Genomic DNA, 23822 nt, shown 5'->3' with positions numbered 1-23822 from the left:
GCGCCTCCCACAAGGGCATCTGCAGAATTTGGGCCTGCTGTAGGAGGGGCGACCTCGCCGCGATAATATCCGCAGGATATTCAATGACCTGAGCCAGTAGCCCGGGGCGGGCTTCCAGCAACTTCATTTTTATGGCCTTCGGCCATATCGCCCCGAGGTCGGGCCTCCCACAAATCGCCGCGGGGTCGCGCCTCCTACAGGAAACCTGAAGATCTTCGATGGACTGTGGCCAACTCGCCGCGGGGTCGCACCTCCCACAAATTGAATGTCCCCTGCCACCCCATAGTCCCGGGGTGGCCTGCTAGCGGGGATTGTTGTGGGTTAGTGGGCCAGTGACGCCTCCGACTGGAAATCGAAATGCAGCTTGTCATCCTGCAGACTCACCCGCACCGTACCGCCGCCGACCAGCTCGCCAAACAGCAGCTCGTTGGCCAGGGGCTTTTTCAGTTTTTCCTGAATGACCCGGGCCATCGGCCGGGCACCCATCGACTTGTCGTAGCCTTTTTCCGCCAACCAGTGACGGGCCGGTTCGTTGACTTCCATCGACACGCCCTTGGCATCCAGCTGGGCCTGCAGTTCAACGATAAACTTGTCGACCACCCGATGGATAATGTCCATATTCAGGTGGTTGAACCAAATGATATGGTCAAGCCGGTTACGGAACTCGGGAGCGAAGGTGCGGTTGATTTCGGTCATCGCATCATGGCTGTGATCCTGTTGCTGGAAACCGATAGACTTGCGCACCGTTTCCTGTACCCCGGCGTTGGTGGTCATCACCAGGATCACATTGCGGAAGTCCGCCTTGCGACCATTGTTATCGGTCAGGGTACCGTTATCCATTACCTGTAACAGCAGGTTGAACACGTCCGGGTGGGCTTTTTCGATTTCATCGAGCAACACCACCGAATGGGGATGCTTGATCACCGCATCGGTGAGCAAGCCGCCCTGATCAAAGCCCACATAGCCCGGCGGCGCCCCTATCAGGCGCGATACCGTATGGGACTCCATGTATTCCGACATATCGAAACGGATAAGCTCGATACCCATGATCCGCGCCAATTGCTGGGTCACTTCGGTCTTGCCCACACCGGTCGGGCCGGCAAACAAGAAGGAACCTACCGGGCGCTTTTCGCTGCCTAGGCCGGAGCGGCTCAGGCGGATGGAGTCGGTCAACACCTCGATGGCCTTGTCCTGGCCAAATACCACCATCTTGAGGTTGGGTTCCAGGTTTTTCAGCGCCTCTTTATCGGAAGAAGACACGGATTTTTCCGGAATGCGGGCTATCTTGGCCACAATGGACTCGATATCGCCCACACCAATGGTTTTCTTGCGTTTGGACGGCGGCTGCATACGCACCTGGGCACCGGCTTCGTCGATTACGTCTATCGCCTTGTCGGGCAGGTGGCGATCATTGATGTATTTGGCGGCCAGTTCGGCGGCGGCCCGAATCGCCTTGTTGGTGTAACGCACATCATGGTGCGACTCATAACGGCTCTTCAGTCCCAGCAGTATCTTGGTGGTATCGTCGATGGACGGCTCCAGGATATCGATTTTCTGGAAGCGACGGGCCAGGGCCCGGTCCTTTTCGAAGATCTGGCTGTATTCCTGATAGGTGGTGGAGCCGACGCAACGCATCTGGCCGCTGGACAACAAGGGCTTCAACAGGTTGGCCGCATCCAGCTGACCACCGGAAGCGGCACCGGCCCCAATGATAGTATGGATCTCATCGATAAACAGGATGGCGCCCTTCTGCTTTTCAAACTGCTTGAGCAGCGACTTGAAGCGCTTCTCGAAGTCGCCCCGATACTTGGTCCCGGCCAGCAGGGAACCCATGTCCAGTGAATAGATGGTACTGTCGGCGATGATTTCCGGCACATCCTGATGCACGATGCGGTAGGCCAGGCCTTCGGCGATGGCGGTCTTGCCCACACCGGCCTCCCCCACCAGCAGGGGGTTGTTTTTACGGCGACGACACAATACCTGTATGGTGCGGTTGAGCTCCTGATCCCGGCCGATCAGCGGATCGATACGGCCTTCCTTCACCCATTGATTGAGGTTGATGACAAAACCTTCGGTCTGGCTGTTGGCATTTTCCTCGCTGTTTTCGTCGCTTTGCTGGGCTGCCGACGGCTCTTCGCCCTGACCGTCCTTACGGACCCCATGAGACAGGAAATTGACCACATCCAGCCGGCTGACCTGGGCCTTTTTCAACAGGAATGCCGCCTGGGACTCCTGCTCGCTGAAAATGGCGACCAGTACATTGGCGCCGGTGACTTCGGCATTGCCGGAAGATTGCACATGGAACACGGCGCGCTGCAATACCCGCTGGAACCCCAGGGTCGGCTGGGTTTCCAGCTCGCTATCACCGGCCGGGATCAACGGTGTGGTTTGTTCGATAAAGGTTTTGGTTTCGCGCCGCAGCTGCTCCATATTGGCGCCACAGGCGGTCAGCGCTTCCTGGGCCGACGGGTTGTCCAGCAGGGCGAGTAACAGGTGCTCCACTGTCATAAACTCGTGGCGAGCGCGGCGGGCTTCGTTGAAGGCTTCGTTCAACGTGCTTTCAAGGTCTTTGTTCAACATAGGCACCTCCCCTAAAAAACTGCGGTGTCCCGTTGCGGCGGGTCTTAACTCATGCCTGCTCCATGGTGCATAACAACGGATGTTCATGCATACGTGCAAACTTGTTCACTTGCGCTACCTTGGTTTCTGCAATCTCTGCGGTAAACAATCCGCAAACCCCTTTACCTTGATAATGTACCGCCAGCATCACCTGCGTGGCCTTGTCTTCATCCATTGCAAAGAATTTTTGCAGTACCTCCACCACAAAATCCATGGGGGTATAGTCGTCGTTATTCAAGATGACCTTGTACATGGGAGGCGGCTGCAGCGCAGTTTCCTCCGCCTCCTTGACCCGATCACCGACCGTCTGCTGATCTCTCCTGCTCATAACTTTACTTTAGCCTTTCCATCACACTACCGCTAAACCTGACGCTGTCAATAGCCTAATCACTGGTATGTTATCTGTTAGTAAACAAATGCTTGACTACCACCCGAGTTGAACTAAAGTGGTCGATTGGCAATCATGGGCATCCAGGTGCCCATGATTGCCGCATCCGGCGTAAAATCGCCTGTAGTTATAATTGGCGGCGGCCAATTACTCAATGTTGTTTAGGATGTTTGAGCAAAAAGGATGCAGAAGTATGGCAACCGGTACGGTGAAGTGGTTTAACAACGCAAAAGGATTTGGTTTTATTTGTCCACAAGAGGGCGGAGAAGACGTGTTCGCACACTTTTCCACCATCAAAATGGAGGGATACAGAACCCTGAAAGCGGGCCAGGTCGTTCAATACGAAATACAAGAAGGACCCAAAGGAAATCATGCCATCAGCATAGTCCTGGCAGGCCAAGAAGCATAATAAGCACTGGATTAACCATTTGGTAACACGAGGCAGCTCCGCTGCCTTTTTTGTGGCTGCGATTTCACCCCGTTTTTGTTATTATCTCCGTGCCTTCCGGCATCCTCCATCACAGATTGAAAGAGTCCCCCGTGAATAACACTGAATTCGCCACCCTGCCCCTGGCACCCGCACTGATCGACAACCTGGCCAGCCTGGAATATGTCCAGATGACCCCTATTCAGGCCCAAAGTCTGCCGCTGATCCTGGAGGGCAAGGATATTATCGCCAAGGCGAAGACCGGCAGCGGCAAAACCGCCGCCTTTGGCCTGGGACTGCTGTCGAGACTGGATGTCAGCCGGCTCGAGGTACAGGCCCTGGTGCTCTGCCCAACCCGCGAGCTGGCCGATCAGGTGGCGCGGGAAGTTCGCCGCCTGGCCCGTACCCTGGCCAACATCAAGCTGGTCACCCTCTGTGGCGGCTCACCGTCGGCCCCCCAGAGCGCCTCCCTGGCGTTTGGCGCCCATATCGTGGTGGGCACCCCGGGTCGTGTCCTCAAGCACCTGGACAAGGGCACCCTGCGGCTCGCCGGCCTGAATACCCTGGTGCTGGATGAAGCAGACCGCATGCTGGACATGGGCTTTACCGACGAGATCAACCGGGTTATCGATCATGCTCCCCGCCAGCGTCAGACCCTGCTGTTTTCGGCAACCTATCCCGAAGGCATCATCCAGATGAGCAAGGGGGTACAGCGCGCGCCGGTAGAGATCAGCGTCGAATCCCAGCACCAGGCCAACGCCATCAGCCAAACCCTGTATGAAGTCGCCCCGGAGCTGCGCCGCGAGGCCCTGGCCACCCTGCTCAGCCATTATACCCCGGCTTCCGCCGTGGTGTTTTGCAATACCAAGCGCGCCTGTCAGGAGGTCACCGAGCATCTGTCCGGCCTGGGGTTTTCCGCCCTGTCGCTGAATGGTGATCTGGAGCAGCGCGAGCGGGATCAGGTATTGATCCGTTTTGCCAACCAGAGCGCCAGCGTGCTGGTGGCCACGGACGTGGCGGCCCGCGGCCTGGATATCAAGGAACTGGCGGCGGTGATCAACTATGACCTGCCTCAGGATCCCGAAGTGCATGTGCACCGTATCGGCCGGACCGGCCGCGCCGGTCAGCAGGGGCTGGCACTGAGCCTGTACAGCCCGCGGGATGCCCACAGGGTGAACCTGATTGAAGAATATCAGCAGGCGCCCATCCCCCAGGGCTCACTCGCCGAGCTGAACAGTACCCTGGCACCGCAACAACCGGCCATGGTTACCCTGAACCTGGCCGCCGGTCGCAAAGGCAAGATCCGCGCCGGGGATATCCTGGGCGCCCTGACCGGGGAAGGCGGCATTGCCGGCAGCCAGGTGGGCAAGATCGACATTACCGAGATGCAATCCTATGTGGCCGTCCATAGAGACAGTGCCAAACAGGCCCTTAAACGCCTGCAGGAAGGCAAGATCAAGGGCCGCAGCGTGCGGGTACGCAAGCTCTAACGACGCAGCAAAGCGGCAAGGGAGGAGGAGTCTGGCTCTGCGCCTGCCCACCCTTGCCGTTGTCTCCCCACCTATATCGCTGCCGACAGGGCCGCTTTACCCTGACCTTCCCACCCCTGCTTTAAAAACCAAAAGAAATACATAAATTACTTTTTAAACTTAAAAGTTATATGCCATAACCAGATAATCTGTCTCTCGGTTCAATCTGCTGCTAGCATCCAGCCCCACTATCGTTTTCTGCTACTTTATGGAACCAACATGCTGATTTTGTTATTAAATCTGGCTATTTTTGTTGCACTTATGCTGTTGCTGGGGCGCCTTTCCGGCCAGGGGCTGACCCTGTCTCGTCAGGTACTGACCGGTTTGCTGTTCGGGGTGGCCGCCGGCTTCACCATGCAGCTGTTATACAACGCCGAGACCATCGCCCGTACCCTGGAATGGGTCAATGTGGTGGGTAGTGGTTATGTACGACTGCTGCAGATGATAGTGATCCCCCTGGTGCTGGTCTCCATCATGGGTGCCGTTGCGCGACTGCATAACGCCGCTGCGCTCGGCAAGATCAGCCTGTTGTCCATCGGTACCCTGTTGTTCACTACCGCCATTGCCGCCCTGATCGGGGTCGGTGTGACCTATGCCTTCGGCCTGAGCGCCGATGGCCTGGTCCAGGGTGCCCGCGAACTGGCCCGTGCCGAGCAGCTGGAAGCCAAGGTGGCGAGTGTGGCCAACCTGACCCTGCCCCAGCTGCTGGTGTCTTTCGTGCCCCGCAATCCCTTTGCGGATATGACCGGCGCCAGCCCCACCTCCATCATAGGTGTGGTGATCTTTGGGGTGTTTCTGGGGCTGGCCGCCCTGCAGCTGCTCAAGGACAGCCCCGAGCAGGGCAAGCGGGTGATCGCCGGTATCGAGTCATTGCAGGCGCTGGTGATGCGCCTGGTACGGCTGGTGATGAAACTCACCCCCTATGGGGTGATGGCCCTGATGACCAAGGTCGTGGCCGGCTCCGATGTGCAGGATGTGCTCAGCCTGGCGGCCTTCCTGGCTGCTTCCTATGTGGCGATTGCCATCATGTTCCTGGTACACGGCCTACTGCTGACCCTGGTGGGGATCAACGCCCGGCGTTTTTTCCAGAAGATCTGGCCGGTACTGGCCTTCGCTTTCACCAGCCGTTCCAGCGCCGCCACCATACCGCTGAATGTGCAGGCACAAAGCCAGAAACTGGGGGTCCCCGCCAGCATCGCCAACTTCTCCGCCTCCTTCGGAGCCACCATCGGCCAGAATGGCTGTGCCGGTATCTATCCGGCCATGCTGGCGGTAATGATAGCCCCCACCCTGGGAATAGATGTGCTGGACCCCCTGTGGCTGGCCACCCTGGTCGGGGTGATCACCCTGGCCTCCTTCGGGGTGGCCGGTGTCGGCGGCGGCGCCACCTTCGCCGCCCTGATAGTGCTGCCGATCATGGGCCTGCCGGTGGCATTAGCGGCGCTGCTGATCTCCATCGAGCCCTTGATCGACATGGCCCGCACCGCCCTCAATGTCAGCGGCGCCATGACCGCCGGCAGCATCACCAGCAAGCTGATGGGACAGACCGATGAGGCTGTCTTTGCACAGGATGAACAGCCCGAGACTCGCTCACCCGCCATGGGCTGACCGAACAGACCGGGCGCTGATACCTCGGGGAAGGGCGTTGTCCCTTCCCCGTCTCCGATTCAGCCCTACCTTCCGTCCCCGGAGTTTGTTAACTTAGCATTATCCCCGGTATCAGGAATATGTGCTTCATGGACGCCAGTTTACTCGCCCCCGCCCTGCTCCCCTCGGAGCAACTCACCTTGAGCAAATGCAAGGAAATGCTGGCCAGCCTGCAGGGCTGGCTGGCGCGACGCTTCGATGCCGGGGAGGATGTACTGGAACTGGTCGCCACCCGTTCCCAGTATATGGACCAGCTGCTGACCGGCCTGTGGCAGCAACACGGGCTGGATGCGGATCCCGAGCTGGCACTGGTGGCCGTCGGCGGCTACGGCCGGGGGGAGCTGCACCCCTATTCCGATATCGATCTGCTGATCCTCTCCCGGGAAGCCCATTCTGAGGAGCTGGGCGAGCGCATCGGCCGCTTTGTCACCCTGCTGTGGGATCTGCACCTGGAGGTGGGGCACAGCGTACGCTCGGTGGCGGAATGCGTTGAGGAAGGGAAAAAAGACATCACAGTCGCCACCAACCTGATAGAGGCACGGCTGATCAGCGGCTGCTACGATACCTTTGCCGCCCTTACCCAGGCCACGGCACCGGAGCACTTCTGGCCCAGTCATGCCTTTTTCGAGGCCAAACGACAGGAACAGCAAGCTCGCCACCGCCAGTATCAGGACACCAGCTACAAGCTGGAACCGGATATCAAGAGCAGCCCGGGCGGCCTGCGTGATATCCAGACCATCAGCTGGGTAGCCCGCCGTCACTTCGGTGCCTCGACCCTCAGCGAGATGGTCAGCCACGGCTTCCTGTCCCGGGCCGAATACCGGGAGTTGCTCGATTGCCAGGCCTTCTTGTGGAAACTGCGTTTTGCCCTGCATATGGTGATCCACCGCAGTGACAACCGGCTGCTGTTCGACCGGCAGCGGGCGGTGGCCACGGCACTGGGTTTTGCCGGCGAGAAAAACGAGCCGATAGAGCAGATGATGAAGCGCTTCTATCAGACGGTACGGCGGGTCGCCGAGCTCAACGAAATGCTGCTGCAGCTGTTTGATGAGGCCATCCTCGGCAATATCGCCATGGATGTGAAAACCCTGACCCCCGAGTTTCGTCTGCGCGGACGGTTGATCGATGTGGTGCAGCCCAACCTGTTCAAGGATGAACCGGCGGCCATACTGCGGCTGTTTTATCAGGTGGCCGCCCACCCGCAGATCACCGGCATCTATTCCACCACCCTGCGCCAGCTGCGGGATGCCCGCCGCCGCCTGCCCGGCTTTCTGTGCGAACGGACCGATTGCCGACGCCTGTTCATGATGCTACTGCGCCACCCCAGGGGGATCGGCCTGCCGCTGACCCTGATGCACCGCTACGGCATACTGGCGGCCTATTTCCCCCAGTGGAGCAAGATAGTCGGCCAGATGCAGTTCGATATGTTCCATGCCTACCCGGTGGATGAGCACACCCATCGGCTGCTGAAGAACATCGCCCTGTTCCGGGAGCCCTCGGCCCGGCATAGCCATCCCCTGTGCCATGAAATCATCGGCCGGTTGCGCAAACCCGAGCTGCTCTATCTCGCGGCCCTGTTCCACGATATCGCCAAAGGCCGGGGCGGAGATCATTCCGAGCTGGGCGCAGAGGATGCGCTGACTTTCTGTTTGCACCACGGCCTGGACAAATCCGATGCCCGACTGGTGTCCTGGCTGGTACGTCAACATCTGCTGATGTCGGTCACCGCCCAGCGCCGGGATATCTATGATCCGGACGTGGTCACCGAATTCGCCACCCTGGTGCGCGACGAGCTGCGCCTGGATTATCTCTATTGCCTGACGGTCGCGGACATCTGCGCCACCAACGATCATCTGTGGAACGACTGGAAAGGCAGCCTGTTGCGGGAGCTGTATTTTATTACCCAGAAGGCCCTGCGCCGGGGGCTGGAAAATCCACCGGATCTGCGCCTGCGGATCCGCGAGAACCAGCAGCAGGCCCGCCAGCTGCTGACCCGGGAGGGTATCGACAAGGAGCGGCTCAAGGCCCTGTGGGCACGCTTTACCGCCGATTACTTTATCCGCCATAACCCGGAACAGATTGCCTGGTACAGCCGGCATATCCTGGCCCATGACTGCGCCTCCCGCCCGCTGGTGCAGCTCAGTCAGCAGCCGGAGCGGGGCGGCAGCGAGCTGTTTATCTACAGCCCCGATTCGCCCAAGCTGTTTGCTCGGGTGGCGGCGGCCCTGGATCAGAAGAATCTCAATATCCATGACGCCCAGATCATGACCTCCAAGGACGGTTATGCCCTGGATACCTTTATCGTGCTGGAGCCCGACGGCCAGCCGGTGAGCAGTGACCGTTTCCCGCATTTGCGCGCCAGCCTGATTGAGGCGCTGACCAGCACCAGTGCCCCCGTCATCCGTTCGCGCCCGCCATCACGCCGACACCGGGAATTCAGGGTCGGCACCCAGGTCAATTTTTTACAGGCAGAAAAACAGACCAAGCACACCCGGATGGAGCTGGTCGCCCTGGATACTCCGGGACTGCTGGCGCGTATCGGTGCCGTCTTCAGCCGTTTGGGACTTAACCTGCACGCCGCCAAGATCACCACCATCGGCGAGCGGGTCGAGGACTTTTTCAGCCTGACCAACAGTGCGGACCGGCCATTAAATGAGCAGGAACAAACCGAATTACGAGAAAAGTTGGTCTCCGAGCTCAACCCTGACGACAAAATATGATAAAAGATGCCCTAGTTTTGAATGAATATACTGGGAAAGGCGACAACCATGTCTGCACTGCACCCCATCATCGAAACGGTCCTCAAGCGTCGCAACACCATTCGTCGCTGAACCGGGCCGGAAAGCGCCGCCTAACAAGCGTCGCGCCATCAGCCGAAGCCCAGCCCCCTCTATATTCAAGGGCTGGCAGCAGCGGGGCTTTAAGGCCGGGCGATAGGTGAACTGTTCAATGAACAGCAAGGCTCGGCCTGCAACAGATTGACACCCGGCTGGCCGCCCTGGGCGCCAGCCGATTACGAATCCAAACAAAATTAACGGAGTTACCACGATGGCAAATTTTGCTTTCGGTCTGGGTGTGGGCACCAAGTCCGCCAAAGGTGAATGGCTGGAGGTTTACTACAACCAGCCGCTGCTGAACGCTGATGACGCACTGATTAGCGCAGTTGCTGCGAAGATCGGTTACCAGGACGGCAATGCGGCAATCGAAATCAGCGCTGCACAGCTGATGGATCTGGAAACGGCCTTGCTGTCGGTAGGCGCCGAGGCGCAGGCCGAGATCGCCGGGGTGCTGGAAGGCACCAGCCAGCCATTGGTGGTGACCATCCTGGAAACCGACAGCGCACCGGCAAGCACCGCCGAGGTTTACCTGAAGCTGGCGCTGCTGTCTCACCGCCTGGTCAAGCCACACGGCCTGGATCTGTCGGGCATGTTTGGCCTGCTGCCCAACGTGGCCTGGACCTCCGAAGGCGCGATCGCGGTAGACGAACTGGCCCAGCGCCAGCTGGCTGCGCGAGCCCAGGGTCGTACCATCAGCGTCAACTCAGTCGACAAATTCCCGAAAATGACCGACTACGTGGTACCGGCAGGCGTGCGTATCGGTGATGCGTCCCGAATCCGTCTGGGTGCACACGTCGGCGAAGGCACCACTGTCATGCACGAAGGTTTCATCAACTTCAACGCCGGTACCCTGGGCGTCAGCATGGTTGAAGGCCGTATCTCTGCCGGTGTTGTGGTCGGTAACGGTTCCGATCTGGGTGGCGGTTGTTCCACCATGGGCACCCTGTCCGGCGGCGGCAACATCGTCATTTCCGTTGGCGAAGGCTGCCTGTTGGGCGCGAACGCGGGCCTGGGTATCCCACTGGGCGATCGCTGCACCATCGAGTCCGGTCTGTACATCACCGCCGGCGCGAAAGTGACTGTGCTGGACGACAAGAACAACGAAGTCGGTACCGTCAAGGCGGCTGAGCTGGCCGGCAAGCCGGACCTGCTGTTCCGTCGCAACTCCCAGAACGGTCGCATCGAGGTGAAAACCAACCAGTCCGCGATCGAGCTGAACGCCGAGCTGCACAAACACAACTAACTGGTTACCAGCCCGAGGGCGGCCATGCCGCCCTGTTTCCTCCCTTACTACAAAGCCCCCGCCACCAAGACACCATTCTGGCCATCATCAAGCAGGACAAGAACCGGATCGACAGCGGTTCGTATTGACAGCCACCCCATTCCGATAACTGCCCGGCATGCTCGCATAGCGGACATATTGTTGTTCCGGCAAAGGCTTAGTGCAGCAGACGGAGTGTCAGGGGATAACGGAAGTAGTCACCCTGGCTGGCCTTGACCAGACCCACCAGCGTAAAGACAAGCCACAATGCACCCAGCAGGACCATCAATACGAAGCCAATCAGCACAAAGGCCAACAGCCAGCACACCACCAGGGCGATCAACGCCGTTATCTGAAAATTCAGCACTTCCCGGCCATGATGGTCCACGTAGGGCGATTCCTGCTTTTTCATCAACCAGAGCGCCAACGGCGCGATAATATTGCCCAGGGGAAGGATAAAACCGGCAAATGCCGCCAGATGACAGAACATGGCCCAGTTTTTTTCTTCGGGGCCGGGAATATGCAGGGAGTCCGGCTCAACGGGGTCGTACATTAGCCGGCAGGATTGTTGAAATGCCGGTGGATATAGTCGAGTTTGGCCATAAACTGCTCTTTTGCCTTGTCGCTGGCATAATCGAAGCGATAGCTCTGGTGGAAGTTGAGCTGCAATGACACCCCGCTGCCGGAGAGATTGACACTGTAACCATCGAAGTCGGACGTCGCCACTATCCCTTCCAGGATATGGCCATGCTCATGGGGCTCGCCAAAACGCTGGACTTTCTCGAACACATCCAGCACCACCCTGTTATCCAGTTCGTTGCGCATCGTTTTTACCTCATCATAGCCAAGTATTCATTTTACGCCTAAGATGGCCCCAGGAGATACCGGCAGCCTGGATACTATTATGATCGATCAATGGATTATCGGAATCATACTGCTCGCTGCCCTGTTGTTATTTATCCTCGATTACTGGCGCTATGACCTGGTCGCCATGATGGCGCTGCTGATCGGCGCCATTTCCGGAGTGGTGCCCGAAGACCAGATATTCAGCGGTTTCGGCAATGCCGCCGTGGTTACCGTGGCGGCGGTGCTGGTGATCAGCCATACCCTGTGGAGCGCAGGGGTGGTGGATGCCCTCGCCAACCTGCTGGGCCGGGTCGGTAACAATGCCCTGCTGCAGCTGATCGCACTCAGCTCGGTCACCACCCTGTGTTCCGCCTTTATGAACAATGTGGGCGCCATGGCCATCATGATCCCTATCGCCCTCAAGCTGTGCCGGGCCAGCGGCAACCCGGTGTCCAAATTGCTGATGCCCATGGCTTTTGGTTCACTGATGGGTGGCTGTATCACCCTGATCGGCACACCGCCTAATATCATTATCGCCGACTTCCGCCGCAACCTGGGAAGCGAGCCGTTTCAGCTGTTTGACTTTACCCCGGTCGGGCTGGGGGTGGCCCTGGCCGGGCTGATCTTTATCTGGCTGCTGGGGCACCTGCTGGTGCCCAGCCGCACCGGCAGTGACAAGGGGGATAACCTCTACGATATCGCCGAATACCTGACCGAGGTCTATGTTCCCGAACAGGCCGGCGGCATCAATAAAACCTTTTATGAACTGGAACAACTGGTCGGGGGAAAAATCCAGATCCTGGCCCTGGTGCGGGATGAGCAGCGCCTGCCCGCCCCCGCCCCTTATCAACGCCTGAGGGCGGAAGATATCCTGGTATTGAAGGCCGATGCCGAAACTCTGAAAACCTTCCTGGATGCCAGTGGCCTGGAACTGAACGCTGACGAACAGCTGGCGGAACGTTTCCTGACCAGCAAGGATATTACCGTGATGGAAGGGGTGATCGGTCACGACTCGCGCCTGATCGGCCGCTCGGCGGCGGATCTCAAATTACGCCGGGGTTATGGCGTCAACCTGCTGGCGGTCGCCCGGGAAGGCCACAAACTGCCTCCCAACCTGGCCAATATTCGTTTCAAGCCCGGCGATGTGCTGCTGCTCCAGGGCGACAAGGACACCCTGGCCGGCATCTTTGAACGGTTTGGTTGCTACCCCCTGGCCGAGCGCCCGCTGCGCATCGGCAAACACACCCAGGTGCTCCGCCCCCTGGCCCTGTTTGGCCTGGCGATCCTGGCGTCGGCCCTGGGGCTGGTCTCGCCACCGGTAGCCTTTACCGCCTGTGCCGGCGCCATGGTGCTGACCGGGCTGATCCGCCTGCGGGAGCTCTACAGCAGCATAGACTGGCCCATTATCGTGTTGCTGGGCGCCACCCTGCCCCTGGGCGGGGCGCTGGAAAGCACCGGGGCGGCGGCCAGCCTCGCCCAGTTAATACTGGCCAGCGGCACCGCCCTGGCGCCCTTCTGGCTGCTGGGCATCATACTGTTTGCCACCATGCTGTTGTCGAATGTGATCAACAATGCCGCCGCCGCGGTACTGATGGCCCCCATCGCCATCAGTACCGCCCAGGGCCTGGAGGCGGCGACGGACCCCTTCCTGATGGCAGTGGCGATAGGTGCTTCCCTGCCCTTCCTGACACCCATCGGCCACCAGTCCAACCTGCTGGTGATGGGCCCGGGGGGGTATGCCTTCAAGGACTACTGGAAGCTGGGCCTGCCGCTGTCGGTACTGCTCGGTTGTACGGCGGTGGTAATGATCCTTTTAGTTTGGCCTTTGTAACCCGGGCAGGCTAAGATCCGGTCTTTATCCGCTTGCTGTGAGAGCCCCTATGATAACCCTTGGCGACGACAATTCCCTGCCCCTGCTGCGACTGGACGACAAAGGCGGCTGGCTGGATGCCGATCAGTATGGCGAAGTATTCCTGCCCCGCCGGCAACTGCCCGCTGGTTGCCAGCCGGGAGACAGCATCAAGGTCTTTATCTACCTGGATGCGGATCAACTGCCGGTCGTCACCACAGACAAACCCAAGGCACGCGTCGGTCAGTTTGCCTCGCTCAAGGTGGTTACCACCAATCGCCTGGGCGCTTTCCTCGACTGGGGCATGAAGAAAGATATCTTCGTACCCCAGCGCATGCAGGCCACCCCCATGCACGACGGCCGCAATTATGTAGTATACCTGTACCTGGATTACGAGGGCCGCATGGTCGCCAGCAGCAAGCTGGACAGCTTTGTCAGCCGCGAGCTCCCCCCCTACCGGGCCGGTGACGAGGTGAGTCTGCTGATCGCCGAGCATACCCAGTTGGGCTTCAAGGCGATCGTGGATAACAAGTACTGGGGACTGGTGTTCAAATCCGATGTCTCCGGCCGCATCCCCACCGGGCTGGCCACCAAAGGCTATATCAAGCAGGTGCGCGACGACGGCAAGATTGACCTGAGCCTCTACAAGCCCGGTCCCGGCAAGATAGACGAAGCCGCCGAGGCGGTGCTGAATCGCCTGCAACAAGCCGGTGGCGCCTTAAGCGTGGGTGACAAGACGGATCCGGACACCATTTTCCGGGTGTTCGGCATCAGCAAGGGCACCTTCAAGAAAGCCATCGGCGGCCTGTACAAGAAGGGGCTGATCGTCATCGAAAAAGACGGGATCAAGCTGCCTTGATACAAGGTGCACCCCTGTGGGTGCATCGCCCCCGGCGCGATAATATCCGCAGGATATTTAATGACCTGGGCTAGTGAGCCCGGACACAAGCTTCCTGCAACTTCATTTTTATGGCCTTCGGCCAACTCGCCGCGGGGTCGCGCCTCCCACAGGAAACCTGAAGATCTTCGATGGACTGTGACCAACTCGCCGCGGGTCGGGCCTTCCACCGTTGCCTTGCGGCCACAGGTGTCAGGTCCTTACAGCTTGTCGAGCCAGCCTTTTAGCCATTCCAGGGCCGGTTCTTCCGGTTCCAGGGTTTCACACGCATCCACTTCCAGCCGGTCCACCACCGCCTTGGCCTGCAACTCCTGCAGCAACTCATCAAACTGGCGGCCGGCGCCGCAGAAGTTATCGTAACTGCTGTCGCCCAAGGCGACCAGGGCATAGTTCAGCTCGGGAACCGGCGGACAGCTGTTACGCATCTCCTCAAACAGCGGCAGCAGGTTGGGTGGCACATCGCCCTGCCCCGTGGTGGAGGTGACCACCAGCCAAAACCTGGATTTATCCAGCTCGGCCAGCACCGCATCTTCATGCAATCGAACCTGATGGCCCGCCCGTTCCAGGGCATCGGCCAGGCTTTCGGCCACCAGCACTGCCGAACCGTAAACGGTGCCAATAATGATTTCTACACTGGCCATGCTTGCTCCTGTCAAAAAAGTCGTAAATCCAGCGCGCGCGATAACGCTTCCAGGGCCCAGATCCCGGCCACCGAATTGCCATATTGATCCAGCTCCGGCGACCAGACACAAACGCTGAACTGTCCCGGCACCAGGGCGATAATGCCGCCCCCCACCCCGGACTTGCCCGGCATCCCCACCCGATAGGCGAAATCGCCGGCGGCATCATAGAGGCCGGAGGTGAACAAGAGCGCATTCAATTGCTGGGTCTGCAACCGGGACAGGCACTGCTCTCCCGTGGTGACGCATTGGCCGCCGTTGGCCAGGAAACTGAAACCACGGGCCAGATCGACACAGCTCATCGCCAACGCGCAGTAACTGAAATAGGCCCTCAGTACAGTGTCCACATCATTGTGGAAATTACCAAAGCTTTTCATCAAGTTAGCCATGGCCGCATTTCGGTACCTGTGCTCAAACTCGGATTCGGCCACCTTGTGATCGATCCGGATACCGGGATTACCCGAGCGCAGCCGCATATTTTCCAGCAAGGCATGTACCGGTGCCGACAGGCGGGATGCCAGGGCATCTACCACGACCAGGGCGCCGGCATTGATAAAGGGGTTACGTGGTATTCCCTGCTCAAACTCCAGCTGGACCAGCGAGTTGAAGGCAGTACCCGACGGCTCCTTGCCCACCCTTTGCCAGAGCTCTCCGCCGTAGCGCTGCAGGGCCAGAGCCAGGGAGAACGCCTTGGAGATACTCTGGATGGAAAAAGGCTGCAGGGCATCACCGCTGTGGTACAGGTCACCATCCACGGTAGCAACGGCAATACCGAAGCGCTCCGCCGGCACCTGGGCCAGAGCCGGAATATAGCCGGCCACCTTGCCCTGGCCGAAGCGGCCCCGGGCATCGTGATTAATCTGATCTAGAAGAGCTTGTAGCGTCACTGACGAGTCTATATCTGTCGTTTAATTATAAATATTAACCCGGCCAACAAAGCCTAATCGAGCGCTCTTTGCCAGCCGAACTCACAAATAAGCGATTGCCAGCTTGGATCCAGCTCTCCCTGCAGCAACAGGGGGTCACCGCTCACCGGATGCGTCAGCCGCAACTGGTGAGCGTGCAACAGCAACCGCTCACAAGCAAACTGCCGACGAAAAAAGGCATTATGACGGCCATCCCCATGGGTGGTGTCGCCGACGATGGGGTGGAACAGGTGGGCCATATGCCGGCGCAGCTGATGCTTGCGCCCGGTTTCCGGGTTCAGTCGCACCAGGCTGTAACGGCTGGTGGCATGTTTCTTCGATACTGCGAAAGGCAGTTCTACCTGAGCCAGGCTTTGCCAATGGGTCACCGCCGGCTGGGGCGGTTTTTCCGTATCGGCGAACTTGTCGGCGATTTTGTCCAGTTTGTGGCTGAGCGCATAGTCCAGCGAGCCCTGGGCCGGCATATAACCTCGCACCAGGGCCAGGTAGGACTTGGCCACCTGCCGCTCGGTAAATGCCAGGGTGAGTCGACGCGCCACCTCGGCACTCTTGGCGAACAACAATACCCCCGACGTCGGCCGGTCCAGACGGTGCACGGGAAACACATGGCAGCCCACCCGATCCCGGGTTAACTGCATGGCGAAGCGAGTTTCGTTTTTATCCAGCCAGCTGCGATGCACCAGCAGCCCGGCGGCCTTGTTGACCGCAACCAGCCAGTCATCTTCATAGATAAGCTCGATGTTCATGCCTCGCGAACAACCCGCTTACCGGTCAAGCTCTCGTCAAGCTGGGCGATCGCTTCCTCCAGGGCCCGGGTGTTTTCGGGCAAATCCTTGAAGCATTCGGTCGCCATCGGGTAGAGGGCAATGCGGGTCGGCAAGGGGGCACCGGCATCCAGCAGGGCCTGCATCCGGGGGAGCAGGACAAACTGCAGCCACTGGGGGAAGGTCAGGGTATCCAGGCAAAATGGCTCCTGGCTGGCCAGGGCCTCGGGGGCGGGAGGCTGCGCCTGCCACCATGACAAGGCTTTGAGCTCCTGCTCTATGGCATTGAGCCGGGTTTGCGGATCCGGGTTCATGGGTGGCACTCCATCTACTACAAAGGTGCCTTTACTATACCATCTTGGCTGCAACCTCCCTATAATTCCGCCTTGTCTGAACAGGAGGCCCCAATGCAAATCAATACCTTGAGCGAATTTTTAACCCAAGCCGGTACACAATTCCGCCTCTACGATCTGGGCCGCCGCCTGCAACCCCTGAAGAATTCCGATTTTGAAGAGATCGAGGCCGGCCGCCGGCCTTATCCCTGGCCCCTGCAACGCCATGCCTGGCTGGCGGTGAGCTACTGGCTGCAAGCTGGCCAGCAGCCCTATATCTGGTTTTTGAAACTGCCGCTGGATGAGCGTGGTCTGCTGAGTCCGGCGGCGGTCAAGCACTTTCTCTCCGCCCTGGTTGAACAGCTGGGTCAGGATCTGGGAGCCCCCCTGACCGAAGCCCAACAGCAGCAACTGGCCCAGACCCCCTTTACCTTTCAACCGGCCCAGGACAAGCTGGCCGCCTTTCATGCCCGGCTCAGCCTGGATCTGGGACTGCCGCCGTCGGCCTACCTGGCACCGGTTCAAGCCTACCTGGAGGCGCCCGAAGGCGACAGCTGGCAGGCCCTTGGCCTGCAGGGGCTGGCCGATCTGGTTGCCAGGCTGCCTGCCGACGAAGCGCTGTGCCGGCAGCTGGGCAACCGCCTGTTCAGCCTGCCCCTGCCGGTGCAAAATGCCCTGCTGAGCCAGTGCGAGCATCATGCCATCCCCCATGAACTGGCCCGGCAGCTGCTCGCTGCCATCAGCCCCGAGCTGGAGCGGCAGACACCGGATGAAGAGCGTATCGCCCTGCTGTTGAGAGCCACCGCCGGCTGTGCGCCCTTTGCCGCCCGCCGGGACAAGCTCTCCAGCCTGCTGGCCATGGCGCCGGGACAAACCCTGATGCTGACCATAGCGGCCCGGCTCTGGCAGGAATTGACCGACGAAACCCTGCTGTTCGAATTTCTGGATGTCCTGGCCGGCCGGCACGCCCCGCTGTTTAACGGCCTGTTTGCCGAGCTGGTCTCTACGCCGGCCCTGCGTCCGCTGATCCTCGCCAACCTGCACAACCCGGCGCTGTCGGAGCAGCTGCGCGACGCCATCGGCAACCTGTTGTCGATAACCCGATGACCGAACTATTCGCCATCCTGGCCCTGGCCCTGCTGGCCGCCGGCTACTGGCATATCCGCCGGCAAAGCGAGTTCGCCTATCACTGGCTGAAGCGGTATTGCCGTCAACAGGACCTGCAGTTACTGACCCTCTACCGTTACCGTTATCGCTGGCGCCAAGGCCGGCTGCTGGCCCAGTTTAAATTTGAATTCAGCCACGACGGCTTGCAGCGCGATGAAGGAGATCTCTGGCTCCATGGTCTGAGGGTGGTGGATGTCTCTCTGCCGGTGTTGAGAGAGCGCTGAACTCGCCTATGCTATAGGGGACATCACACAAGGAGGCTGTATGGAACACATCATTCATCCGTTTAGCGAACTGTTTGAACAACTGGGCCTGGATGCCAGCCATGAGGGTATAGAGCACTTCCTGGCCAGCCACCGCCTCCCTCCCGATATGGAACTGGTGGACGCGCCTTTCTGGAGCAAGGCCCAGGCGAGTTTTCTGAAGGAAGGCCTGCAGGATGATTCCGACTGGGCCGAGATTATCGATCACCTGAATGTCAGTTTGCGGTGATGAAAATTATTATTAAGGAGTTGTCATGTCCAGTCAGGATATTATTGCCGCCATCCACAGCCTGATCAGCGAAGGCAAAAGCGTGTCTACCGCTGCCGTCAGGGCGCGGATGAGCGGACCGGTCAACATGGCCAGCCTGATCCAGCTGGTCAATCAGTACAAGCAATCCCCCGCCAGCCTGACCCCCATGGCCGAACCGGCCCAGACCCAGGTCATGCAGCAGGCAAGTCAGGAGCAACGCATTGCCGAGCTGGAAGCCAGGGTGGCCAGGCTGGAGCAGCTACTGGCCGGGAAAGCAGGCTGATGTGGGTCTGTGAACTGACTTTCGACTGTTACCAGGATATCCAGCTGGCCGACGCCGAGCAGGCCGTGCGCCGGCTGCTGGACGCCCTGCGCTATAATGGCCAGATCCTCGGCCGGGAGTTTCCCACCAGTATTCATCAGGGTTGGCTGACCAGCCGGGTAGTCTGCCCCGAACGGGACAGCCTGCATCCCCGGCATCACAGTCGCCAGGTCGAACTTGCCGTCGAGCAGCTGCAGCAGGCCGGCCTGCTGGCCCCCAAGTTGCAGGTCAGGGGCCAGGATCTGAACTCGGACACCACCGATGACTGTGTTTCCCCTGGCTGGCAGTTGCTCTACACCACCTACCTGCATACCTGCTCGCCCCTGCGCTGCGGGGAGCACTTCTCGCCCATTCCCCTGTACCGGATACCGGCGGTGGCCAATGGTGACCACAAGCAGGTACTGAAGTGGCAGGAAGATTGGGAGGCCTGCGATCAACTGCAGATGAACGGCTCCGTGGTTGAGCATGCGGCCCTGAGCGAGCTGGGCGAGTGCGACAGCCGGCTGGCCAGGCGGGGCCGGGATCTGGCCAAGCGCATTGAGTACCTGACCCGGGTGCCGACCTTCTACTACCTGTACCGGGTCGGCGGCGAAAGCCTGGAGCAAGAGCAGCAGCGGCCCTGTCCCGGCTGCGGCGACGCCTGGCGGCTGAGCGAGCCGCTGCATGATATCTTCGACTTCTTTTGCGAGCCCTGCCGGCTGGTTTCGAATTTATCCTGGGATTTCAAGAACTAGGGGTATGAGTTTACTTCCCCGTGTTGATGATGCTTGATGGCCTTTGGCCAACTCGCCGCCAGGTCGCTCCTCCCACAGGGTCACTGCCGGATTCCGGTTGTGCCGTAGGAGGGGCGACCTCGCCGCGATAATATCCGAAGGATATTTAATGACCTGAGTCAGTGACCCGGGGGAAAGGCTTCCTACAGGAAGCCGAGAACGGGCCAGCCAATCCCTAATCCCCCGGGTTTGCCACCGGCTCCAGGCGGCGTAAAAAGCCGGCCAGCGTCGGCGCCAGCACGCCGATTTTGCCTTGTCCCAACCGTTCCAGTATCACTTCACCGGTATCGTTATCCAGGCACACCAGCCGATGCTCATCACGGCAGGTTGCCAGGAACCAGGTCGCCGGCAGCCCCAGGCGTTGCTGCATCAACTGGTGGCCGATCAGGTTTTCCTGCAGGCGTTCAAAGTCATCCTGGTTCCAGGGTTGCAGTAAATTAATAAACAGTCCCTTGAAGCAGGCCGGGATATTGGCAGCGAAATAATGGCCATAATAGCCGGCCAGATCCGGATGCACCTGCATCGCCAGCCCACTGGCGAGATTGTCGAACGAACCGGGGTTGGGCCTGAGCCAGGGGTGCCAGGCGACCCGGCCCTGATGGGGAGGCAGGCATTCGGCTGGCGATGGGAATTCCTGATCGTGGTCTACCAGGCCGTGGCCTCCCAGCCGCTGCCAACGGGCAAAGAATTCGCCCAGGGCCATCACCACTTGATCTTGCATGCCAAAGTCTCACAATAAGGCGTAAATGCGGCGCATTCTATCAACCGGAATTGAAAATGACACCTGAACAGAAATACCAGCACAGCAAGGCACTGGCCGATCTGCCTCTGGGCAAACAAAGCAGCTATGTCTGTGAATACGATGCCAGCCTGCTGCAGCCCGTGCCCCGCAGCCTGAACCGGGATGACCTGGGGCTGGACGCCGAGTCCCTGCCTTTCCATGGAGAAGACCTGTGGGGCCTGTATGAATTGTCCTGGTTGAACCCCAAGGGCAAGCCCATCGTCGCCATGGGCGAAGTACGGGTACCGGCCACCAGCACCAACCTGATCGAATCGAAGTCATTCAAGCTGTATCTCAACAGCTTTAATCAGAGCCGTTTTGCCGATCTGGAAGAAGTAGAGGAAATACTGACCCGGGACCTGTCAATCTGCGCCCAGGGCCAGGTCAGGGTCACCCTGTATGAGCTGCACTCGGCTCCGGCCCAATTCGGAGACCTGCCCGGTGACTGCATCGATGATCTGGACATCGAAGTCAGCCAGTATCAGCCCAGTGCCGGGATGCTGAGCGACGCCACCGAAGCGGAAGTGGTCACCGAAACCCTGCACAGCCACCTGTTGAAATCCAATTGCCTGGTCACCGGCCAGCCCGACTGGGGCAGCCTGATGATCCGCTACCAGGGGCCGCGTATCAAGCGGGATGCCCTGCTGCGCTACCTGATCTCCTTTCGGCAGCATAATGAGTTTCATGAACAGTGTGTCGAACGCATATTCATGGAGCTGATGCACCACTGCCGGCCTCAGGCCCTGACCGTCTACGCCCGCTATACTCGCCGCGGCGGCCTGGATATCAACCCCTATCGCAGCAATGTCCCCGGCAAGGCGACCAATGTGCGGCTGTTGCGTCAGTAGACTCGATAAGCCAGCCGCGCCGCTGTTGATTATCACCCGTGCATATAGGCTGCGAGGGCTGGACTATAGGCAGGCAGCTCCGTAAACTGCCATCTTATATGTTGTTTTTTCGGTAGCCTATTATAGTGATCCTGTCTGTCGCCGTCCTGGTATCCCATCTTGCCGGTTCGCCCCCCTTGCCGGAATACCAACCTGAGCCCGCTGAATTACAGCGGGCCCGACAGCTCTTGATCAGCCGCCCCGCCGAATGCATTGCCCTGACCAGCTATTTTCTGCAACGGGAAGAGGCAAACCCCGAACAAATGGTCAATTCCCGCCAGGATCGTGTTTATCAGGATCAGGGCAATGGCTACCGCACCCGTGAACAAACCCTGGCTGCCTTGCAAATTCAGGCCTTGTGTCAGGCCAACGAAGGCCTGATGCAGCCGGCCGGCGCCAGTCTCGACCAGGCCATCGAGCTCGGCAAAAGTGCCCGTCAGCCCCACAGCCAGGCGGGCAGCCTGTTGCTGAAAGCCAAATTGACCCTGGCCCAGGGCAAGGCAGAGCAGGCCCAGGTACTGCTAGCTCAGGCCCGGGAGCTGGTCGGTCAAAGCAAACGGGATAAGGCGCTGCTGGAAAAGCAGTTGCAATTGCTGCAAGCCGAAAACCTGCTTGCGCTGCATAAGTTTGACGAGGCCAAATTGGCTTTCGAACAGATCCGGCTGCAGGCACAGCAACAGGGAGACCTGGAACTCCAGGCCTGGGCTAATTACCTGCTGGGCGACTATTATCGATTGCTGCAACAGGCCGAACTGGCCCTGTCCCACTATGTTGAAACCCTGGAGCTGCTGACCGAGCAACATCAGTATTATCTCAAGGCCCTGGCAGCCGAACATGCGGCCACCCTGTATGCCGGCCTGGGAAACCCGCAAAAAGCGGTGTTCTACGCCAACCAGGCGACCACCGAATTTGAATTGCTGGGAAATGGCCCCTTGTTGGTCGGCTCGCTAATCAGCCTTGGCCGGGTGACCCGGGCCAATGATGATGCCAACCTGGCCCTGGTCTATTTTTTTAATGCCATGGATCTGGTGCGTATTCAGGGCGATGCCGGCCTGATGTCCCGGCTGTACTATGAAGTGGGTCAATCCTATCTGAACTTGAAACAGTTCAAGGATGCCCTGCACTACCTCAACCTGGCCCGGGCCCGCTTCCAGATGCAAGACGATCAACCGCGGCTGGTTGATACCCTGCTGCTGCTGGGCAGACTGCACCAGCAGCAACAGGAGCCTGGCCTGGCCATGTTACAGCTGGAAAAGGCCCAGGCCCTGGCCAAGCAACTGGACGATGTGCCCCGCCTGATTGAAAGCCACCGGTTGCTGGCCCTTGGCTATGAGCAAAACGGCAATTATCGCCTGGCCCTCGCCCACCAGCAGGCCTTTCACAACTACTATGAACGGGCTTCAAAATTGAACCGGCTGCTGACCCAAAGTCTGATCCAGGAAAGCGATCAGCAGTTGCAACAAGAACGGGAACTGGCGGAGCTGCATCTGCAGAAAGACAGCCTGCAGCTAGAACGGCAACGCTTCGCCATGCTGGCCGTAGGCTTGAGCCTGGTCTCTCCCCTGCTACTCTATGGGCTGGTACGCAATCATATCCGCTGCCGCCGCCTGCAGCTCAAAAACGAGAATTTACAACAGTCCCTGCTGATCGAACCCAGAACCGGCCTGTCCAACTGGCGCCAGCTGATGCAACGCCTACCCCAGGAAATGGCCAAGCGCCAGCTAAGATCCGAACAGTGGTATCTGAATGAAGCTATAGCACAACCCTTCAACGACAAGATTTACTATTTCTTGATCCACGTGCCCTTTATGACCGATCTCAATGCACGGATGGGGCTGGATTATGCCCTCAAGATCCAGAAAAGCCTGGGCGACTACCTGCAGGGCCGTATCCACCCCAAGGCCCGCATCTATGATCTGCGGGACGGCCAGTTTATATATGTGATATCCCAGCGACAGGTCCCGGATCTACAACAGACCATCGCCAGTATTGAGCGCATGTTTGATGAATTTCCCTGCCCCTTTGAGCTGGACAGGCGGCTGGCCATCGGTATTATCGGCCATCCTTTTTTACCCAAGGCGCCCCACGCCATGGATGATATGCGCCTGAGCGATATCCTCTACCTGGCCATGGCCGCCGCCCATCAGCTGTCGGAGCAGACCGGGGACGCCACCTGGGTGGAATTGTTGGCGGTCGACTGTCAGCAGGCGGCCTTCTTTAACGGCGATATTCGCCATTGCTGCATTCAGGCCATTCACAAGGGCCTGGTGAAGGTAAACAGTTCTCATCAAAAACAGCGTATTGATTGGACCAGCCTGGCACCGGATCCCATAGCTTCTTGATATGGTTGCTAAATCCTGCTTACCAATACTGATA

23 protein-coding genes are annotated in these 23822 nt (G+C 59.2%); 14 read left to right on the top strand and 9 right to left on the bottom strand.

Annotated elements, in window-relative coordinates:
* Positions 1-321 precede the first annotated feature (321 nt).
* Entirely contained in the window at positions 322-2580 is a 2259-nt protein-coding gene (gene clpA / locus DCS96_RS00195; protein WP_116472381.1) for an ATP-dependent Clp protease ATP-binding subunit ClpA, read from the bottom strand.
* Between the two features lie 49 nt (positions 2581-2629).
* Entirely contained in the window at positions 2630-2947 is a 318-nt protein-coding gene (gene clpS / locus DCS96_RS00190; RefSeq protein ID WP_116472380.1) for an ATP-dependent Clp protease adapter ClpS, read from the bottom strand.
* 253 nt (positions 2948-3200) lie between these two features.
* On the opposite strand from clpS, the gene cspD reads away from it, so the two are divergent.
* From cspD to dapD, 5 genes are all read left to right on the top strand, one after another.
* Positions 3201-3416, top strand: a complete 216-nt coding sequence (gene cspD, locus DCS96_RS00185) for a cold shock domain-containing protein CspD (protein ID WP_116472379.1) — start codon at positions 3201-3203, stop codon at positions 3414-3416.
* 131 nt (positions 3417-3547) lie between these two features.
* Positions 3548-4924, top strand: coding sequence for an ATP-dependent RNA helicase DbpA (dbpA, locus tag DCS96_RS00180; RefSeq protein WP_116472378.1), 1377 nt, complete (start codon positions 3548-3550; stop codon positions 4922-4924).
* A 258-nt stretch (positions 4925-5182) separates the two neighbouring features.
* Positions 5183-6571, top strand: a complete 1389-nt coding sequence (locus DCS96_RS00175; RefSeq protein WP_116472377.1) for an L-cystine transporter — start codon at positions 5183-5185, stop codon at positions 6569-6571.
* A gap of 128 nt (positions 6572-6699) precedes the next feature.
* The gene (glnD, locus tag DCS96_RS00170; RefSeq protein ID WP_116472376.1) at positions 6700-9330 is read left to right on the top strand and encodes a bifunctional uridylyltransferase/uridylyl-removing protein GlnD; all 2631 of its coding nucleotides are present in this window, start codon (positions 6700-6702) and stop codon (positions 9328-9330) included.
* Positions 9331-9658: 328 nt separating this feature from the next.
* Positions 9659-10690, top strand: a complete 1032-nt coding sequence (dapD, locus tag DCS96_RS00165; protein WP_116472375.1) for a 2,3,4,5-tetrahydropyridine-2,6-dicarboxylate N-succinyltransferase — start codon at positions 9659-9661, stop codon at positions 10688-10690.
* 196 nt (positions 10691-10886) lie between these two features.
* Here dapD and DCS96_RS00160 read toward each other — a convergent pair whose 3' ends face one another.
* A complete protein-coding gene (locus DCS96_RS00160) occupies positions 10887-11261 on the bottom strand; it encodes a DUF4870 domain-containing protein (protein ID WP_116472374.1) in 375 nt (124 codons plus the stop codon).
* Positions 11261-11533 carry a DUF3081 domain-containing protein gene (locus DCS96_RS00155; RefSeq protein WP_116472373.1) on the bottom strand — a complete coding sequence of 91 codons (273 nt, stop codon included), beginning with the start codon at positions 11531-11533 and terminating at the stop codon, positions 11261-11263. The genes DCS96_RS00160 and DCS96_RS00155 overlap by 1 nt, the downstream gene beginning before the upstream one ends.
* 79 nt (positions 11534-11612) lie before the next feature.
* Between DCS96_RS00155 and DCS96_RS00150 the strand changes: the two genes are divergently transcribed.
* Together DCS96_RS00150 and DCS96_RS00145 are read left to right on the top strand one after the other, a co-directional pair.
* Positions 11613-13385: an SLC13 family permease gene (locus DCS96_RS00150; protein WP_116472372.1), complete on the top strand. Its 1773-nt coding sequence runs from the start codon at positions 11613-11615 to the stop codon at positions 13383-13385.
* A 49-nt stretch (positions 13386-13434) separates the two neighbouring features.
* Entirely contained in the window at positions 13435-14262 is an 828-nt protein-coding gene (locus tag DCS96_RS00145) for a CvfB family protein (protein WP_116472371.1), read from the top strand.
* A 239-nt stretch (positions 14263-14501) separates the two neighbouring features.
* On the opposite strand, the gene DCS96_RS00140 is transcribed toward DCS96_RS00145, so the two are convergent.
* From DCS96_RS00140 to DCS96_RS00125, 4 genes are read right to left on the bottom strand one after another with little or no spacing between them, the layout of a single operon-like run.
* Positions 14502-14942, bottom strand: a complete 441-nt coding sequence (locus DCS96_RS00140) for a flavodoxin (protein WP_116472370.1) — start codon at positions 14940-14942, stop codon at positions 14502-14504.
* Between the two features lie 11 nt (positions 14943-14953).
* The gene (gene glsB, locus DCS96_RS00135; RefSeq protein ID WP_408646003.1) at positions 14954-15880 is read right to left on the bottom strand and encodes a glutaminase B; all 927 of its coding nucleotides are present in this window, start codon (positions 15878-15880) and stop codon (positions 14954-14956) included.
* Positions 15881-15921: 41 nt separating this feature from the next.
* A complete protein-coding gene (gene truC, locus DCS96_RS00130) occupies positions 15922-16653 on the bottom strand; it encodes a tRNA pseudouridine(65) synthase TruC (protein WP_116472368.1) in 732 nt (243 codons plus the stop codon).
* Positions 16650-16985 (bottom strand): YqcC family protein, encoded by a 336-nt coding sequence (locus DCS96_RS00125; RefSeq protein ID WP_116472367.1) that lies wholly within the window; start codon positions 16983-16985, stop codon positions 16650-16652. Before DCS96_RS00125 ends, truC begins: the two co-directional genes overlap by 4 nt.
* Positions 16986-17078: 93 nt before the next feature.
* Here DCS96_RS00125 and DCS96_RS00120 point away from each other — a divergent pair, with 93 nt between their 5' ends.
* From DCS96_RS00120 to DCS96_RS00100, 5 genes are read left to right on the top strand one after another with little or no spacing between them, the layout of a single operon-like run.
* Positions 17079-18110 (top strand): DUF3549 family protein, encoded by a 1032-nt coding sequence (locus tag DCS96_RS00120; protein ID WP_116472366.1) that lies wholly within the window; start codon positions 17079-17081, stop codon positions 18108-18110.
* Positions 18107-18394 carry a DUF3301 domain-containing protein gene (locus DCS96_RS00115; protein WP_116472365.1) on the top strand — a complete coding sequence of 96 codons (288 nt, stop codon included), beginning with the start codon at positions 18107-18109 and terminating at the stop codon, positions 18392-18394. Before DCS96_RS00120 ends, DCS96_RS00115 begins: the two co-directional genes overlap by 4 nt.
* Positions 18395-18434: 40 nt before the next feature.
* Complete coding sequence (locus DCS96_RS00110; protein ID WP_116472364.1) at positions 18435-18662, top strand: DUF2789 domain-containing protein; 228 nt, start codon at positions 18435-18437, stop codon at positions 18660-18662.
* Between the two features lie 25 nt (positions 18663-18687).
* Positions 18688-18966 carry a hypothetical protein gene (locus DCS96_RS00105; RefSeq protein ID WP_116472363.1) on the top strand — a complete coding sequence of 93 codons (279 nt, stop codon included), beginning with the start codon at positions 18688-18690 and terminating at the stop codon, positions 18964-18966.
* Complete coding sequence (locus DCS96_RS00100) at positions 18966-19739, top strand: Zn-ribbon-containing protein (protein WP_116472362.1); 774 nt, start codon at positions 18966-18968, stop codon at positions 19737-19739. The genes DCS96_RS00105 and DCS96_RS00100 overlap by 1 nt, the downstream gene beginning before the upstream one ends.
* A 214-nt stretch (positions 19740-19953) precedes the next feature.
* Here DCS96_RS00100 and syd read toward each other — a convergent pair whose 3' ends face one another.
* The gene (gene syd / locus DCS96_RS00095) at positions 19954-20499 is read right to left on the bottom strand and encodes a SecY-interacting protein (RefSeq protein WP_116472361.1); all 546 of its coding nucleotides are present in this window, start codon (positions 20497-20499) and stop codon (positions 19954-19956) included.
* A gap of 56 nt (positions 20500-20555) precedes the next feature.
* On the opposite strand from syd, the gene queF reads away from it, so the two are divergent.
* Together queF and DCS96_RS00085 are read left to right on the top strand one after the other, a co-directional pair.
* Positions 20556-21407 (top strand): NADPH-dependent 7-cyano-7-deazaguanine reductase QueF, encoded by an 852-nt coding sequence (gene queF / locus DCS96_RS00090; RefSeq protein WP_116472360.1) that lies wholly within the window; start codon positions 20556-20558, stop codon positions 21405-21407.
* A 125-nt stretch (positions 21408-21532) separates the two neighbouring features.
* Positions 21533-23788, top strand: a complete 2256-nt coding sequence (locus tag DCS96_RS00085; RefSeq protein ID WP_116472359.1) for a tetratricopeptide repeat protein — start codon at positions 21533-21535, stop codon at positions 23786-23788.
* Positions 23789-23822 lie beyond the last annotated feature (34 nt).

The sequence above is a fragment of the Zobellella maritima genome (assembly GCF_003075035.1).
Taxonomy (GTDB): Bacteria; Pseudomonadota; Gammaproteobacteria; order Enterobacterales; family Aeromonadaceae; genus Oceanimonas; species Oceanimonas maritima.
This window is presented reverse-complemented; position numbering and strand designations above follow the sequence as displayed.